16 protein-coding genes are annotated in these 15,317 nt (G+C 61.0%); 1 reads left to right on the top strand and 15 read right to left on the bottom strand.

What is annotated here, in order from left to right; all coding sequences use genetic code 11:
- Window positions 1-273: 273 nt before the first annotated feature.
- From hemN to ccoN (OXH74_RS00670), 14 genes are all read right to left on the bottom strand, one after another.
- On the bottom strand, window positions 274-1,656 hold the full coding sequence (gene hemN / locus OXH74_RS00735; RefSeq protein WP_375739665.1) for an oxygen-independent coproporphyrinogen III oxidase: 1,383 nt from the start codon (window positions 1,654-1,656) through the stop codon (window positions 274-276).
- Between the two features lie 82 nt (window positions 1,657-1,738).
- Window positions 1,739-2,464 (bottom strand): sulfite exporter TauE/SafE family protein, encoded by a 726-nt coding sequence (locus OXH74_RS00730; RefSeq protein WP_375739664.1) that lies wholly within the window; start codon window positions 2,462-2,464, stop codon window positions 1,739-1,741.
- Complete coding sequence (gene ccoS / locus OXH74_RS00725; protein ID WP_215378712.1) at window positions 2,457-2,666, bottom strand: cbb3-type cytochrome oxidase assembly protein CcoS; 210 nt, start codon at window positions 2,664-2,666, stop codon at window positions 2,457-2,459. The genes OXH74_RS00730 and ccoS overlap by 8 nt, the downstream gene beginning before the upstream one ends.
- 60 nt (window positions 2,667-2,726) lie before the next feature.
- Window positions 2,727-5,126, bottom strand: a complete 2,400-nt coding sequence (locus OXH74_RS00720; protein WP_375739663.1) for a heavy metal translocating P-type ATPase — start codon at window positions 5,124-5,126, stop codon at window positions 2,727-2,729.
- Between the two features lie 11 nt (window positions 5,127-5,137).
- Window positions 5,138-5,638 carry a FixH family protein gene (locus OXH74_RS00715; protein WP_375739662.1) on the bottom strand — a complete coding sequence of 167 codons (501 nt, stop codon included), beginning with the start codon at window positions 5,636-5,638 and terminating at the stop codon, window positions 5,138-5,140.
- 14 nt (window positions 5,639-5,652) lie between these two features.
- Window positions 5,653-7,065: a cytochrome c oxidase accessory protein CcoG gene (ccoG, locus tag OXH74_RS00710; RefSeq protein WP_375739661.1), complete on the bottom strand. Its 1,413-nt coding sequence runs from the start codon at window positions 7,063-7,065 to the stop codon at window positions 5,653-5,655.
- 135 nt (window positions 7,066-7,200) lie between these two features.
- On the bottom strand, window positions 7,201-8,175 hold the full coding sequence (ccoP, locus tag OXH74_RS00705; RefSeq protein WP_375739660.1) for a cytochrome-c oxidase, cbb3-type subunit III: 975 nt from the start codon (window positions 8,173-8,175) through the stop codon (window positions 7,201-7,203).
- Window positions 8,172-8,360: a cbb3-type cytochrome c oxidase subunit 3 gene (locus tag OXH74_RS00700; protein WP_215378706.1), complete on the bottom strand. Its 189-nt coding sequence runs from the start codon at window positions 8,358-8,360 to the stop codon at window positions 8,172-8,174. Before OXH74_RS00700 ends, ccoP (OXH74_RS00705) begins: the two co-directional genes overlap by 4 nt.
- A gap of 6 nt (window positions 8,361-8,366) precedes the next feature.
- The gene (gene ccoO, locus OXH74_RS00695; RefSeq protein WP_215378705.1) at window positions 8,367-8,978 is read right to left on the bottom strand and encodes a cytochrome-c oxidase, cbb3-type subunit II; all 612 of its coding nucleotides are present in this window, start codon (window positions 8,976-8,978) and stop codon (window positions 8,367-8,369) included.
- The gene (gene ccoN, locus OXH74_RS00690; RefSeq protein WP_215378704.1) at window positions 8,978-10,420 is read right to left on the bottom strand and encodes a cytochrome-c oxidase, cbb3-type subunit I; all 1,443 of its coding nucleotides are present in this window, start codon (window positions 10,418-10,420) and stop codon (window positions 8,978-8,980) included. The genes ccoO (OXH74_RS00695) and ccoN (OXH74_RS00690) overlap by 1 nt, the downstream gene beginning before the upstream one ends.
- Before the next feature lie 430 nt (window positions 10,421-10,850).
- Complete coding sequence (ccoP, locus tag OXH74_RS00685; protein ID WP_375739659.1) at window positions 10,851-11,786, bottom strand: cytochrome-c oxidase, cbb3-type subunit III; 936 nt, start codon at window positions 11,784-11,786, stop codon at window positions 10,851-10,853.
- On the bottom strand, window positions 11,783-11,959 hold the full coding sequence (locus OXH74_RS00680; RefSeq protein WP_215378700.1) for a cbb3-type cytochrome c oxidase subunit 3: 177 nt from the start codon (window positions 11,957-11,959) through the stop codon (window positions 11,783-11,785). The genes ccoP (OXH74_RS00685) and OXH74_RS00680 overlap by 4 nt, the downstream gene beginning before the upstream one ends.
- Before the next feature lie 3 nt (window positions 11,960-11,962).
- Entirely contained in the window at window positions 11,963-12,574 is a 612-nt protein-coding gene (gene ccoO / locus OXH74_RS00675; RefSeq protein ID WP_215378698.1) for a cytochrome-c oxidase, cbb3-type subunit II, read from the bottom strand.
- A gap of 10 nt (window positions 12,575-12,584) precedes the next feature.
- Window positions 12,585-14,009 carry a cytochrome-c oxidase, cbb3-type subunit I gene (gene ccoN, locus OXH74_RS00670; RefSeq protein ID WP_375739658.1) on the bottom strand — a complete coding sequence of 475 codons (1,425 nt, stop codon included), beginning with the start codon at window positions 14,007-14,009 and terminating at the stop codon, window positions 12,585-12,587.
- 110 nt (window positions 14,010-14,119) lie between these two features.
- On the opposite strand from ccoN (OXH74_RS00670), the gene OXH74_RS00665 reads away from it, so the two are divergent.
- On the top strand, window positions 14,120-14,737 hold the full coding sequence (locus OXH74_RS00665; RefSeq protein WP_375739657.1) for an alpha/beta family hydrolase: 618 nt from the start codon (window positions 14,120-14,122) through the stop codon (window positions 14,735-14,737).
- A gap of 14 nt (window positions 14,738-14,751) precedes the next feature.
- Here the strand turns inward: OXH74_RS00665 and OXH74_RS00660 are convergent, their stop codons facing one another.
- Window positions 14,752-15,228, bottom strand: a complete 477-nt coding sequence (locus OXH74_RS00660; protein ID WP_375739656.1) for an Lrp/AsnC family transcriptional regulator — start codon at window positions 15,226-15,228, stop codon at window positions 14,752-14,754.
- Window positions 15,229-15,317: the final 89 nt, after the last annotated feature.

Below are 15,317 nucleotides of genomic sequence, written 5' to 3'. Positions count from 1 at the left end.
TCAAAGCAATGTGCCCGACGTCATCAAGCAGTTGCTCAAGCTGATTCGTGCGATCAAGGCACAACGCCGAAAAGCAGGCAGAACAGCAGGCCCTGGTGGCGGACGGTAACCTGGGTGAGGAGGCGATGCTGACACGGACGGAGGCGCTGAATACTGAGCTGTCCGGCCTGCAGTCGGCACTCATGGTCGCCATGGGCAAGATGATGGGTGAGGCAAACCTCACCGACGAGCAATTACTCGAGGCCACCAGGTTGATGGTGACCCGAGCCTGTCTCAGATCACCCGCGAGAAGCGCTGGTTGTTCTGCCCGGCCAGAAAACGGTCGAACAGCATGCACAGCGAGCGCACCAGCAGACGACCGCTGGGTAGCACGTCTATACCCTTTTCGGTCAGGTTGATCAGCCGATCGTTGGCCATTTGCTGGAGTTGCGGCCATATCGTCGCGAAGTAGCCACGAAACTCGATGTTGAAACGTGTCTCGATGCTGGCGAATTCGAGCTCGAATTCACAGATCAGTTGCTGGATCACGGCGCGCCGGATGCGGTCATCTTCGTCGCAGACCAGCCCACGAGCGGTGGCCAGAAGCCCTTGTTCGAGGCTGGCCTGATAGTCGAGGAGCTGGCTGCTGTTCTGACAGTAAAGATCGCCGACCTGGCTGATCGCGGAAACGCCCAGACCGATCAGGTCGCAGTGTCCGTGGGTGGTATAGCCTTGGAAGTTGCGCTGGAGGCGGCCATCCTCCTGGGCGATGGCCAGCTCATCGTCTGGCAGTGCGAAGTGGTCCATACCGATGTAGCGGTAGCCTGCTGTGCTGAGTTGCTCGATGGTCCGCTCGAGCATTTCCAATTTCTGCGCTGGCGCCGGCAAGTCCTCATTGCGGATCCGGCGTTGCGGCATGAACCGCTCCGGAAGGTGGGCATAGTTGAAGACCGAAAGACGGTCGGGCTGCAAGGCGATCACCTCGTCCACGGTCCGGGCGAAGTTGTCCGGCGTCTGCTTGGGCAGGCCGTAGATGAGGTCGAGGTTGACCGAGCGATACTGCAGCGTACGTGCAGCTTCGACGATGGCGCGGGTTTCCTCGAGACTTTGCAGGCGATTCACCGCGCGCTGAACCGCGGGGTCAAGGTCCTGAACGCCGATACTGACGCGGTTGAAGCCGAGTTCGCGCAGCAGGCCCATGGTCGACCAGTCGGCCTCGCGCGGGTCGATCTCGATGCCGTAGTCGCCGGCATCATCATCCAGGAGGTGGAAGTGCTTGCGCAGGTGGCCGATCAGGCGCCGTAGTTCGTCGTGGCTCAGGAAGGTCGGGGTCCCACCGCCGAAATGCAGTTGCTCCACCTTTTGGCCAGGGTCCAGGTGGCAAGCGATCAGTTCGATTTCCCGTTCCAGTCGTTCGAGATAGGGCAGGGCCCGACCTCGATCCTTGGTGATGATCTTGTTGCAGGCGCAGTAGTAGCAGATGTTGGCGCAGAACGGCACATGCACATACAGCGAAAGAGGGCGTTTGGCCTTGCGGCTTTCGCGCAGGGCATGAAGCAGGTCAAAAGAGCCTACCCGGTGGTCGAACTGCACCGCGGTGGGGTAGGACGTGTAACGCGGGCCTGGGGTGTCATAGCGCTTTATCAGGCCGGCGTCCCAGCGAATGTCATCGAGCATGCGGGAATCCCCGGATCAGCAGTCAGTGTCGGCGAGTCTAGAAGTGGCCAGGGCTAGCCATCTTGACCTGCATCAAGGCTGCTCAGTGACTGTGTACGGGCTCGCTATTGGCGCTGCTATGACTGCCATGGCCCATCAGCCAGGCTTGATGGGGGCCGGGAAGGGACCAGAGGCCGAAGAGGATCACCAGCGCTCCGCCAGCCATGCGCACCCCGCGCTTGCGCAGCAGGGCGATAAGGCGTTCGGCGGCGAGTCCAGTGGCCAGCAGGACGGGCCAGGTACCGACGCCAAAGGCCAGCATCAGTAGTGCGCTATCGGTTGATGTTCCCTGGCTGGCAGACCACAATAAGGTGCTGTAGACCAGCCCGCAGGGCAACCAGCCCCATAGTGCCCCGAGCAGCAGGGCGCGCGGCAAGCTGGAGACGGGCAGCAATTTCTGGGCGATGGGTTGGATATGCCGCCAGAGGCCCCGGCCCAGCGCTTCGATATGGGTCAGGCCGCTCCACCATCCGGCCAGGTAGAGGCCCATGGCAATCAGCAGAAGTGCAGCGATTACGCGTAGGAGGGTTGCTGCGGGACTATTGGCGACAGCCCAGCCGACAAGTCCGATGAGCAAACCAGCGAGGCCGTAGCTGAGAATGCGCCCGAGGTTGTAGGCGAGCAGCAGGCGGAAGCGGCGGGTACGTTGCTCGGGCGGAATGGCGAGGGTCAGGGCTCCCATCAGGCCACCACACATGCCCAGGCAATGGCCGCCCCCCAGCAGGCCAAGAATGAACGCGGACAATAGCAGTGGGGCAAGTTCAGCCACGGGGGGCGTCCTGGTCGTCCTTCTCGCCCCCAGCTTCGGCGATGCCAGCTTTGTGCTTGGGGTCTTCGTCATCGAACAGGATGCTGTGGGCTGGGCTGTCGAGGTCATCGTACTGGCCGCTGTCCACGGCCCAGAAGAACAGCCAGATGGCGAATCCGACCAATCCAATAGCGACGGGAATCAGAATGTAGAGCGCGGGCATGGCAATTTCTCTATTTGAGCGGCGAGCCTTGGGCAGTGGCAGGCTTCCCGCTTCAGGCCTTCAGCTTTTGGCCAGTCGAAGCGCATTGACTACCACCACTAGAGAACTGACTGACATACCGAACGCGGCCCAGAGTGGGGTGATCCAGCCAAGGGCAGCGAAGGGCAACACCAGGCCATTGTACAGCGTTGCCCAGGTGAGGTTCTCGATGATGATGCGGCGCGTCCTGCGAGCCACAGTGAAGGCTTGCACCAGACTTTCCAGTCGGTTCGAGAGCAGCACGGCGTCGGCGCTGGTCTTGGCCAGGTCGGTTGCGCTGCCCATGGCGACGCTGATGTCCGCGCCGGCAAGTACCGGCACGTCGTTGACGCCGTCACCCAGCATGAGGACCCGGCGACCCTGCTTGTGCAGTTGGCGCAGAACTTCCAGTTTTGCATCCGGGGTCATGCCTGCACGGGCATCTTCGATTCCCAGCTGACGAGCGATGGCGGCGACCATGGGCGAGCTGTCGCCGGAGAGCAACAGCAGCCGCCAGCCGCGCTCGCGGCAGGCCTCCAACAAGGCCGGGGCATCCGCGCGCAGGTGGTCGTCGAGAACGAACCAGGCCAGCGGACCCTGATCGTCGCCCAGCAGCAGCCATTGGCCCTGGTCGCCAGGAATGGCCGGTACCGGCTGCCCGCTCAGCTCGGCGACGAACTCCGCCTGGCCGATGCGCAGGTGGCGGCCACCAACCTGGCCTTCCAACCCCCGGCCAGGAACGCTTTCAACGCAATCGGCGGCCTCGGGGGCGCGGCCGAAGGCGCGGGCGATCGGGTGCTCCGATCGGTTTTCCAGCGCGGCGGCCAGGGCTAGGCAGTTATTGCTATCAAGCAGGCCGAGGGGGTGGATGGCGCTGAGGGTCAGGCGACCTTCGGTGAGGGTACCGGTCTTGTCGAAGATGGCGGTATCGATGTGGTTGAGTCCTTCCAGCACATGGCCGCGCGTCAGCAGCAGGCCAAGCTTGTGTAGGCTTCCGGTGGCCGTGGTGAGCGCAGTGGGTGTGGCCAGGGCAAGGGCGCAGGGGCACGTAGCCACCAGCAGCGATAGCACGACCCAGAACGCCCGCTGCGGGTCGAACTGCCACCAGACGATGCCGACGACTGCCGCCGCAGTCAGGACGATGAGCAGAAACCACTGGGCGACTTTGTCGGCCAACTCAGCGAGGCGCGGCTTGTCGGTTTGGGCGCGCTCCAGCAGCCGGACGATCGCGGAGAGGCGGGTACTGTCGCCCAAGGCTTCGACTTCGATGGTCAGTGGGCCTTCGACATTGAGGGTGCCAGCCGTGACAGAGTCGCCCTGGCAGCGTGCCTGGGGCAGGTATTCGCCGGTCAGTACGGATTCGTCGATGCTGGATTGGCCTTCGAGAATGCGTCCGTCTGCGGGAAGTAAGGCCCCCGGCGGGACCAGAACGCGATCACCGGTGCGCAGTTCATTCAGCAGAATCCGTTCGCTGTGGCCATCAACATCCAGCCTCAAGCACGATGACGGTAGCAGGTTCACTAACTGCGCCGTGGCTGCGGCCGTGCGCTCTCGGGCCCTGCGCTCCAGATAACGGCCGGCCAGCAGGAACAGGGCAAACATGCCTACGGCGTCGAAATACAGTTCACCGACCCCGGTGACGGTGGACCAGATACCGGCGACATAGGCACCGCCGATGGCCAGGGAGACGGAGACGTCCATGGTGAGGTGACGGGTGCGCAGGTCGCGCAGGGCACCACGGAAGAATTGACCACAGCAATAGAAGACGATGGGCGTGGTCAGGAACAGGCTGACCCAGCGCAGGATGGTGTCGAGCTCTACGGAGAGGTCGATATTGAACTCCGGCCAGGTGGCCATGGCAGCCATCATTACCTGCATCCAGAGCAGGCCGGCGACACCCAACTGGCGCATGGCGCGGCGGTTTTCCGCAGTCAGGCGCTCGGCGGCTTCGTCCGGTTTGTAGGGATGGCCGGCGTATCCGATCTTGCGCAGTTCCTTGAGCAGTTGGCTCAGGGGAAGCTGGCTGTCTGCCCAGCGCACCTGCAGGCGGTGGTTGGACAAGTTCAGGCTGGCTTCGGCGACTGCTGGGAGCGCACGTAGATGCTTTTCGATCAGCCAGCCGCAGGCCGCGCAGCTGATGCCCTCAATCAGCAGGCAGGTCTCGCTCAGTTCACCCTGATGCTGGACGAAGGGCTGCTGGACTTCGGCACGATCATAGAGCGCCAACTCGTCAGGCAACTCCCTGGGCAGGGCTTCGGGGTTGGGGGCCCTATCGCTGCGGTGGTGGTAGTAGCTCTCAAGTCCGCCGGCGACGATGGCTTCGGCCACGGCCTGGCAGCCCGGACAGCACATGGCCCGCGTCTCTCCCAGCACGCGGGCCTCGAAACGGCTGCCGGCGGGGACCGGCAAGCCGCAGTGATAGCAGGAAAGGGGGGTGTTCATTCCAGGCTGGCTTATTCGCCGAGACGGATTACGCCACCCTTCTCGAGGTTTTCTTCCTCGAACAGGCGCCAGTCCTGGCCTTGCTCCTGGCCGATCAGTTCAACGAAGCGGCGACCACTGACCGGGTCCTGCAGCTGGCCACGATACTTGCCGTCAGCCTGGGGCTGAAGCACGACACGGCGGTCCTTTTCAGGCTGAGTGGGGGACAGCAGGCTGAGCACCAGTTGTTGGGGATGGCTTTCGCCGTTCAGTTCCAGTACCACCTCGCCGCTTTCTTCTTGGACTCTCAGGCTGGCCTTCATGCCTAAACGCTCTGCCAGGTTTTCACGCTCCAGGGAGGTGTTGATGCCTTTGCCGACTTCGTAATAGTTGTCGGATACAAGGCTTGGCGGGTTCTTCGTGGCGATCACCAGCATGGTGGTCCCCAGCACCACGGAGGTACCGAGGATACTGAGGATGAACCAAGGCCAGAACTGCTTGTACCAAGGGCTTACGGGTGCTTCGGACTGCATGGTGGTTCCATTGTCTAGCGGACGCTGGGGCCGATGAAACGGCTGTCGGCGTCAGTCTTGATGCTGGGGACATCCGCGGAGTGGACGCGGAAGAGGATCTTGTTGGTGCTTGAGGGCAGTTGGTCAGGTTCGATGGACAGCTCCACCGGCACCGAGAGGACTTCTCCGGCCTCGGCGCGAACCTCACGCTTGCCTTCATAGACAAGGCCGTCAAGGCCCTCGGCTTCGATGACGAAAGTCTGGTCCAACTGCGACTTGTTCATCACTTTCAGGGTGTAGACGTTCTCGATCCGGCCCTGTTCGTTCTCGCGGAACAGGACTCGGTCCTTGATCACGTCAAGCTCTACCAGCGAGCGTGCTGCCACGGCGTAGGCGAACATACCGATCATGGCTACAAGGGCGACAGCGTACCCGATCAGGCGCGGGCGCAGCAGATGAGTCTTCTGGCCGTTCAGGTTGTGCTCGGTGGTATAGCTGATCAAGCCTTTCGGGTAGTTCATCTTCTCCATGATCGAATCGCAGGCGTCGATGCAAGCGGCGCAGCCGATGCACTCGATCTGCAGGCCGTCACGGATGTCGATCCCGGTGGGGCAGACCTGGACGCACATGGTGCAATCAATGCAGTCGCCGAGGCCCTGAGCCTTGTAGTCGATGCCCTTCTTGCGCGGACCGCGCGATTCGCCGCGACGCGGGTCGTAGGAGACGATCAGGGTGTCCTTGTCGAACATCACGCTCTGGAAGCGCGCATAAGGACACATGTAGATGCACACCTGCTCGCGGAGCCAGCCAGCGTTGCCATAGGTGGCGAGGGTGAAGAAGCCGACCCAGAAATAGGCCCAACCACTGGCCTGGCCGATGAAGAAATCGAAAATCAGTTCGCGAATCGGCGTGAAGTAGCCGACGAAGGTCATGCCGGTGGCGAAGCCGATCATTAGCCACAAGCCATGCTTGGCCGACTTGCGCAGTAGTTTCTGCGAGGTCATGTGAGCTTTGTCGAGCTTCATGCGCTGATTGCGGTCACCTTCGGTGACTTTTTCGCACCACATGAAGATCCAGGTCCAGACGCTCTGCGGGCAGGTGTAGCCGCACCAGACGCGTCCAGCGAATACGGTGATGAAGAATAGGCCGAAGGCGCAGATGATCAGCAGCCAGGACAGGAGGACGAAGTCCTGGGGCCAGAAGGTGGCGCCAAAGATGTAGAACTTGCGCTCGGGCAGGTTCCACCACACGGCCTGGCGGTCGTTCCAGCTGAGCCAGACAGTGCCGAAATAGAGCAGGAACAAGAACGCTCCGCCGGTCATGCGCAGGTTGCGGAAGATGCCGGTGAAAGCGCGCGTGTAGATTTTTTCGCGGCTGGCGTACAGGTCGACGTTGTCGCCTTTGGCCGGAGGAGGGGTGATGTTCTGGACGGGAATCTGTTCGCTCATCGTTCTCATACCACGGCAGTTATCGGCGCCCTGACCAGTACATTGCCGGTCGGAGTCTTGGAGCCTGCCGCATATGGTACGCCTGATAGCGGCCTGCCATGTGCGACAGTGCGTCGCGCATGGCAGGTTAGGGTATTACTTGGCTTCAGCTTCTGCAGCAGGTTTCTGCGACAGGCTGTACACGTAGGCGGCCAGCAGGTGCACTTTGTCGTTGCCGAGGATTTGCTCCTGGGCAGGCATCATGCCTTGGCGACCGTAACGGATGGTCTGTTGCAGTTGGGCAAAGCTACTGCCGTAGATGAAGGCGTTCGGGTGCGTCAGGTCAGGCGCGCCCATGGCCGGCGTACCTTTGCCTTCCGGACCATGGCAAGCCACGCAGTTGGCGGCGAAGATCGCCTTGCCAGCTTGCGGATCAGCCTTAGCCTCCTTCGGCAGGTCGCGACCGTGCAGTTGCACGCGGACGAACGCTGCAACGTCACGCACGCCCTGCTCGCCGACTACCTCACCCCAGGCTGGCATTACGCCATGGCGGCCACCGAGGATGGTGGTCTTGATGGTGGCGGGTTCGCCGCCCCAGCGCCAGTCATGGTCGGTCAGGTTCGGGAAACCGTAGGCGCCCTTGGCGTCGGAGCCGTGGCAGACCGAGCAGTAGGAGGCAAACATGCGGCCGCCCATTTTCAGGGCCTTCTCGTCCTGGGCCACGTCCTCGATCGGCATGGCAGCGTACTTGGCGAAGATCGGGCCATATTCCTTGTCGGCCCTGTCCATTTCCTTTTCCCACTGATGCACGCCGGTCCAGCCGGACTCGCCGTTGGCGAACGGCTTCCCTTCAGCGACTTCGTTGTAGCCAGGGAAAATGCCTTTCCAGTTGCCCATGCCCGGGTACATGACCAGGTAGCCGACGGCGAAGATCAGAGTGCCGACGAACAGCATGAACCACCACTTGGGCAGCGGGTTGTCGTATTCCTCGATACCGTCGAAGGAATGGCCGACCTTTTCATCGGTGCTTTCCTGGCGCTGTCCCCGGCGGGTGGCGAAGATCAGCCAGGTCAGCGCTACCAGCGTGGCGCTGGTGAGCAGGGTTACGTACCAACTCCAGAAAGAAGTCATTCTTTGTTACTCCTAGAATCTTGCTCGTCACGCTTGGCGGACTTGGGAGGCTCATCCGCGAAGGGCAGGTTGGCGGCCTCGTCGAAGCTGCTCTTGCGCTTGCTGCTGTAGGCCCAGAGCACGACACCAATAAAGGCGACGAAGACCACGAAAGTGCCAATACCGCGGAGAGTCCCGATATCCATCATGCGTTACCGTTTGTTCTTGATAGAGGTGCCCAGGCCTTGGAGGAACGCGACCAGTGCGTCCATCTCGGTCTTGCCCTTGACGGCTTCTTTCGCGCCAGCGATGTCTTCGTCGGTGTAGGGCACGCCCAGTTTGCGCAGAGCTTCCATCTTGTCGGCGGTGTGCTTGCCGTCGAGCTTGTTCTCAACCAGCCACGGGTAGGCCGGCATCTTCGATTCCGGAACTACGTTGCGCGGGTTGTACAGGTGGGCACGCTGCCAGTCGTCGGAGTAACGGCCGCCAACGCGGGCCAGGTCCGGACCAGTGCGCTTGGAGCCCCACAGGAACGGGTGGTCCCAGACGCTTTCGCCCGCAACGGAGTAGTGGCCATAACGCTCGGTTTCGGCACGGAACGGACGAACCATCTGCGAATGGCAGCCAACGCAACCTTCGCGGATGTAAATGTCGCGGCCTTCGAGCTCCAGCGCGGTGCGTGGTTTCATGCCTTCGACTGGGTTGTTGGTCACGTCCTGGAAGAACAGCGGCACGATCTGTACCAGGCCGCCGATGCTCACGGCGATCACCATGAACAGTGCCAGCAGGCCGACGTTCTTCTCGACTAATTCATGTTGCTTCATTAGTGATGAGCTCCTTGCGGAATCTGCGCAGCGGCGTCGTATTCAGCCGGCTTGGCAGCACGTACGGTGCGGTAGGTGTTGTAGGCCATCAGCAGCATGCCGGTCACGAAGAAGGCGCCGCCGATCATGCGCACCAGGAAGCCCGGATGGCTGGCCTCAAGGGCTTCGACGAAGGAGTAGGTGAGGGTGCCGTCTTCGTTGACTGCACGCCACATCAGGCCCTGGGTGATGCCGTTGACCCACATGGAGGCGATGTACAGCACGGTACCGATGGTGGCCAGCCAGAAGTGGGCGTTGATCAGACCGACGCTGTGCATCTGCTCACGACCGAAGACCTTCGGAATCAGGTGGTACAGCGAGCCGATGGAGATCATTGCAACCCAGCCGAGGGCGCCGGCATGCACGTGGCCGATGGTCCAGTCGGTGTAGTGGGAGAGGGCGTTGACGGTCTTGATGGCCATCATCGGGCCTTCGAAGGTGGACATGCCGTAGAAGGCCAGGGACACCACCAGGAAGCGCAGGATCGGGTCGCTACGCAGCTTATGCCAGGCGCCCGACAGGCTCATCATGCCGTTGATCATGCCACCCCAGCTCGGAGCCAGGAGGATCAAGGACATGGCCATGCCAAGGGACTGGGCCCAGTCCGGCAGGGCGGTGTAGTGCAGGTGGTGTGGACCAGCCCAGATGTACAGGGTGATCAGCGCCCAGAAGTGCACGATGGACAGACGATAGGAGTAGATCGGACGCTCGGCCTGCTTGGGTACGAAGTAATACATCATCCCGAGGAAGCCGGTGGTCAGGAAGAAGCCCACGGCGTTGTGACCGTACCACCACTGGATCATCGCATCGGTTGCGCCGGCGTACATGGAGTACGACTTGAAGGCGTAGACCGGCATTTCCATGCTGTTGACGATGTGCAGCATGGCGGTGACCAGGATGAAAGCGCCGAAGAACCAGTTACCCACATAGATGTGCTTGGACTTGCGCTTGATGATGGTGCCGAAGAAAACCACCGCATAGGTGATCCAGACGATCCCCAAGAGGATGTCGATCGGCCACTCCAGCTCGGCGTACTCCTTGGAAGAGGTGTAGCCCAGCGGCAGTGTGATCACCGCCAGCACGATCACGGCTTGCCAACCCCAGAAGGTGAAGGCGGCCAGACTATCGGAGACCAGGCGGGCTTGGCAGGTGCGCTGTACCACGTAGTAGGACGTGGCGAACAAGGCGCAACCACCAAACGCGAAGATCACCGCGTTGGTATGCAGTGGGCGAAGACGGCCGAAGCTGGTCCACGGTAGGCCAAGGTTGAGTTCCGGCCACACGAGTTGTGCGGCAATGAACACACCTAGACCCATCCCTATGACCCCCCAGATCACCGTCATAACGGCGAACTGGCGGACCACCTTATAGTTATAAGCAGTCTGACTGATTGCTGTGCTCATGCTAGGGGTTCCACGGTTAATGGAGTTTTTCTGGGGACAAAAAATCGGCGGCAAGTATGGAGAAAGAGGGTAGCCATTGCAACGACACATGCCGACACAATCAGGGCTTCAGAGCCCTCTGGACAAGGATTGGCGCGCGTGCGTTTGGCGCAGTCAGAAGGTGGCGAGCGCTCAATCCGCTGCGCGAAGAAGGGGATCGCCTTAGAGTTGGGACCTATAACGACTCCGGGGAAGCTTAGCCCAAGTCAAAGCGGGATGTGTGCTGCTTGTCGGAGAGGTGCGACACTGGGTCGCACTATATAAAGGAAGATAAATAAAGGCGGACACATCCTTGTGTCCGGGCACCTGAGGGCGCCGTATTACGCGGCTGGCAGTTTAGCGCTCAGCTGGCCGCCGAAGGGGGAGGCGTCCGTGCCTCCCTCGCGCCTTTCTACTTTCCGGCAGTTTGTTCGCCCTGTTGCGACAGGCTGTATACATAAGCGGCTAGCACGTGGACCTTGTCTTGACCCAGATATTCCTGTTGGGCGGGCATCTGACCGTTGCGGCCGTATCGAATGGTCTGCTGCAACTGGGTTAGGCCGGAGCCGTAGATCCAGCCGCCGGGGCGGGTCAGGTCCGGTGCCCCCATCATTGCTGTGCCCCTGCCTTCGGCACCATGACAGGCGGTGCAGGTGCTGGCGAACAGGGCCTTGCCCGCTGCGAGGTCGGCCTTGGTGTCTACCGGCAGTTTCAGGCCGGCGAGGTCCTGACGCACATAAGCGGCGACATTCTTCACGCCCTCGTCACCAAGTATTTCGCCCCAGGCAGGCATGGCGGCAACGCGGCCATGGAGGATGCTGGCCTTGATGGTTTCGGGCTCGCCACCCCAGCGCCAGTTGCTGTCGGTGAGGTTCGGGAAACCCACTGCTCCCTTGGCGTCCGAGCCATGGCAAATGGAGCAATAGGTTGCAAACAGGCGGCCACCCATCTTCAGGGCTTGGGGGTCTAGGGCCACAGCCTCGATTGGCATGGCCGAATAGCGCGCGAAGATCGGGCCGTACTGTTGCTCGGCCTTGTTCACTTCACGCTGCCATTGCTTGACCTGCGTCCAGCCGTCCTCATAGCCCGGGAACACGCCTTTCCAGTTGCCGAGACCTGGATAGACCACCAGATAGCCGGCTGCGAAGATCAACGTGCCAATGAACAGCAGGAACCACCACTTGGGCAGCGGATTGTCGTATTCCTCAATGCCGTCGAAGCTGTGGCCCATGGTTTGGTCCGTGGTCCCTTTTGCCTCGCCCTTGCGCGTGGCGAAGATCAGCCAGACCAGGGCGAGTAGGGTAAATATGGTGAGCAGGGAGATGTACCAGCTCCAGAAAGTGGTCATGCGTGAGGGCTCCTAGAGTCGTTCCGGTCGAGCGTGACGTCATCAGCGAAGGGTAGATTGGCCGCCTCTTCGAAGCTTGCCTTGCGTTTACCGCTGTACGCCCAGCAGATCACACCAAGGGTGGCGATCAGCACCACGAGGGTGCCGAGGCCACGCAGCGTTCCGATATCCATGGACTACCTCTTGTTCTTCAGGCTGGTGCCGAGGACCTGCAGGTAAGCGACCAGGGCATCCATCTCGGTCTTGCCCTTGACTGCCGACTGGGCGCCTGCAACGTCTTCGTCGGTGTAAGGCACGCCCAGTGTCCGCATTGCCTTCAACTTCGCAGCGGTATCCTTGCCGTCGAGGGTGTTTTCTACCAGCCAGGGGTAGGCAGGCATCTTCGATTCCGGCACTACGTTTCGCGGGTTGTACAAGTGGGCGCGGTGCCAGTCATCTGAGTAGCGGCCGCCAACGCGAGCCAGGTCCGGACCGGTGCGCTTGGAACCCCACAGGAACGGGTGGTCCCAGACGCTTTCGCCCGCAACGGAGTAGTGGCCATAACGCTCGGTCTCGGCACGGAACGGGCGGATCATCTGCGAGTGGCAGCCAACGCAGCCTTCGCGGATGTAGATGTCGCGGCCTTCCAGTTGCAGGGCGGTGTAGGGCTTCATGCCTTCCACCGGGTTGTTGGTCACGTCCTGGAAGAACAGCGGCACGATCTGTACCAGGCCGCCGATGCTGACGGCCAGGACCATGAACAGCGCCATCAGGCCAACGTTCTTCTCGATTACTTCATGCTTTTTCATCTAGCGCTCCTCAGGCGATCTGCGCAGCTGCGTCGTACTGGGTCGGTTCTACGGCGCGGGCGGTACGCCAGGTGTTCCAGGCCATTAGCAGCATGCCGCTGAGGAAGATCGCACCACCGATCATGCGCACCACGAAGCCTGCGTGGCTGGCTTCAAGGGCTTCGACGAAGGAGTAGGTGAGGGTGCCGTCTTCGTTGACGGCGCGCCACATCAGGCCCTGGGTAATGCCGTTGACCCACATGGAGGCGATGTACAGCACGGTACCGATGGTGGCCAGCCAGAAGTGGGCGTTGATCAGGCCTATGCTGTGCATCTCCTCGCGGCCGAAGACTTTCGGGATCAGGTGGTACAGCGAGCCGATTGACACCATCGCTACCCAGCCTAGCGCCCCGGCATGGACATGGCCGATGGTCCAGTCGGTGTAGTGGGAAAGGGCATTGACGGTCTTGATGGCCATCATCGGGCCTTCGAAGGTGGACATGCCGTAGAAGGCCAGGGAGACGACCAGGAAGCGCAGGATCGGGTCGCTGCGCAGCTTATGCCAGGCACCGGAAAGGGTCATCATGCCGTTGATCATGCCGCCCCAGCTGGGAGCCAGCAGTACCAAGGACATAACCATGCCAAGGGACTGGGCCCAGTCCGGCAGGGCGGTGTAGTGCAGGTGATGCGGGCCGGCCCAGATGTACAGGGTGATCAGCGCCCAGAAGTGCACGATGGACAGGCGGTAGGAATACACCGGTCGCTCGGCCTGCTTGGGCACGAAGTAGTACATCATCCCCAGGAAGCCTGCAGTCAGGAAGAAACCCACGGCGTTATGGCCATACCACCACTGGATCATCGCATCCGTGGCTCCCGAGTAGAGCGAATAGGACTTGGTCAGGGTGACGGGGAGTTCCAGGTTGTTCACCAGGTGCAGAATCGCAACTGTGAGGATGAAGCCGCCGAAAAACCAGTTGCCCACGTAGATGTGCTTGGTCTTGCGCTTCATCACCGTGCCGAAGAACACGATGGCGTAGGAAACCCAGACGATGGTGATCAGGATGTCGATCGGCCATTCCAGTTCGGCGTATTCTTTCGAGCTTGTATAGCCCAGCGGCAGGCTGATGGCAGCCAGGACAATCACCAGTTGCCAGCCCCAGAAGGTGAAGGCGGCGAGTTTGTCCGAAACCAGCCGCGTCTGGCAGGTGCGTTGCACTGCGTAGTAGCTGGTGGCGAACAGCGCGCATCCGCCAAAGGCGAATATCACTGCATTGGTATGCAGCGGGCGCAGGCGACCGAAGCTGGTCCAGGGCAGGTTGAAGTTGAGTTCCGGCCAAGCTAGCTGGGCTGCCAGGAGAACGCCGAGCCCCATCCCGACGATTCCCCAGACCACCGTCATAATGGCGAACTGGCGGACCACCTTGTAGTTGTAGGCGGTACTGGTTGCTGTGCTCATGTTGTGGGCTTCCGTACACGGTTTCTTGGAATTGCGTGGGAAGCATGGTGAAACGCCTCGGAACCCCTATTGACTTGGATCAACGGCCTCTGACTACCGGAGATGTCTGAATGTTGTTGTCGCAAAGGCCTTCGGGCCAGGTAAAGAGCACACTGATTCTTGCCCATGGGGCGGGAGCGCCGATGGATAGTCCATTCATGGAAAACGTCTCGGAGAGGCTGGTAGCGCGGGGGGTTGCGGTAGTTCGGTTCGAGTTTCCCTACATGTCGGCGAGGCGGGAGGACGGGCGAAAACGCCCCCCTAATCCACAGGCACAATTGCTCGCCCACTGGCGTGTGGTGTATGAGCAGGTGCGACAGCAGGTCACAGGGCCACTGGCTATAGGCGGCAAGTCTATGGGTGGGCGTATGGCCAGCCTCATGGCGGACGAGTTAGGGGTGGATGCGCTGGTATGCCTGGGCTATCCCTTCCATGCCGTGGGCAAGGCTGACAAGCCGCGTGTCGCCCACTTGGCGGATCTAAAAACACCGACGCTGATCATTCAGGGGGACCGCGACCCCATGGGTGATCGCCAAACGGTCGCCGGTTACAACCTGTCCCAGGCGATTCGTGTGCACTGGCTCCTGGCCGCCAACCACGACCTGAAGCCGCTCAAGGCTTCAGGCCTGAACCATGAACAGCACCTGGAGACTGCGGCGGATGAAGTTGCGCAATTCCTCGCCAAATAGGCCAGCGCTGGCTGCTACTTCCTCGCCACCAGCAAGTCCAGCACGCCGCCGCCTTCCTTGATCTTTTGCAAGATGATCTCGGAGCGGATATCGGTGACCCCGACCGTCCGGTTCAGCTTGTTAACGATGAAGTCGGAGTACTGCTTGAGGTTGCGGGCCTGCACTCTCAGCACATAGTTGCTGGCGCCGGTAATTACGTAAGCGCTGACGACCTCGGGCCAGGACTGCACCTTCTGGATGAATGCCTCGTGCCAGTTCTCATCGTCCTGGCGCATGGAAATGTGCACGATGGCTTCCAGCTCCACCCCAAGCCGCTCGGCATTGAAGACGGCGCGATAACCTTCTATTACGCCGTTGTCTTCCAGGATGCGCAGCCGGCGCAGACAGGCCGACGGTGAGAGTGCGACCTTTTCCGCCAGATCCTGATTGCTGATGCGGCCGTTCTGCTGCAGGCAGAGGAGGATACGAATATCTGTGGAGTCTAGTGTCATGGCGTAAGAATAAAATTGCGTACTTGATTTTAGTAATCGAATTATATTCGAGAATATGGCGATTTTGTCTCTGAGTTTGCACGAAAATT

The sequence above is a fragment of the Metapseudomonas boanensis genome (assembly GCF_042232855.1).
GTDB lineage: Bacteria > Pseudomonadota > Gammaproteobacteria > Pseudomonadales > Pseudomonadaceae > Metapseudomonas > Metapseudomonas boanensis.
The sequence above is the reverse complement of the archived record's forward strand: the minus strand, read 5'-3'. Positions and strand labels throughout refer to the sequence as shown.

Bases quoted from the DNA above. Each gene is read 5' to 3' on its own strand.
- ccoP (WP_375739659.1), bottom strand. From the start codon at position 11,786: ATGACCACTTTCTGGAGCTGGTACATCTCCCTGCTCACCATATTTACC.
- ccoG (WP_375739661.1), bottom strand. From the start codon at position 7,065: ATGAGCGAACAGATTCCCGTCCAGAACATCACCCCTCCTCCGGCCAAA.
- ccoN (WP_215378704.1), bottom strand. From the start codon at position 10,420: ATGAGCACAGCAATCAGTCAGACTGCTTATAACTATAAGGTGGTCCGC.
- ccoP (WP_375739660.1), bottom strand. From the start codon at position 8,175: ATGACTTCTTTCTGGAGTTGGTACGTAACCCTGCTCACCAGCGCCACG.
- ccoS (WP_215378712.1), bottom strand. From the start codon at position 2,666: ATGCCCGCGCTCTACATTCTGATTCCCGTCGCTATTGGATTGGTCGGA.
- OXH74_RS00700 (WP_215378706.1), bottom strand. From the start codon at position 8,360: ATGGATATCGGGACTCTCCGCGGTATTGGCACTTTCGTGGTCTTCGTC.
- OXH74_RS00665 (WP_375739657.1), top strand. From the start codon at position 14,120: ATGTTGTTGTCGCAAAGGCCTTCGGGCCAGGTAAAGAGCACACTGATT.
- ccoO (WP_215378705.1), bottom strand. From the start codon at position 8,978: ATGAAGCAACATGAATTAGTCGAGAAGAACGTCGGCCTGCTGGCACTG.
- ccoN (WP_375739658.1), bottom strand. From the start codon at position 14,009: ATGAGCACAGCAACCAGTACCGCCTACAACTACAAGGTGGTCCGCCAG.
- ccoO (WP_215378698.1), bottom strand. From the start codon at position 12,574: ATGAAAAAGCATGAAGTAATCGAGAAGAACGTTGGCCTGATGGCGCTG.
- OXH74_RS00680 (WP_215378700.1), bottom strand. From the start codon at position 11,959: ATGGATATCGGAACGCTGCGTGGCCTCGGCACCCTCGTGGTGCTGATC.
- OXH74_RS00715 (WP_375739662.1), bottom strand. From the start codon at position 5,638: ATGCAGTCCGAAGCACCCGTAAGCCCTTGGTACAAGCAGTTCTGGCCT.
- OXH74_RS00720 (WP_375739663.1), bottom strand. From the start codon at position 5,126: ATGAACACCCCCCTTTCCTGCTATCACTGCGGCTTGCCGGTCCCCGCC.
- hemN (WP_375739665.1), bottom strand. From the start codon at position 1,656: ATGCTCGATGACATTCGCTGGGACGCCGGCCTGATAAAGCGCTATGAC.
- OXH74_RS00660 (WP_375739656.1), bottom strand. From the start codon at position 15,228: ATGACACTAGACTCCACAGATATTCGTATCCTCCTCTGCCTGCAGCAG.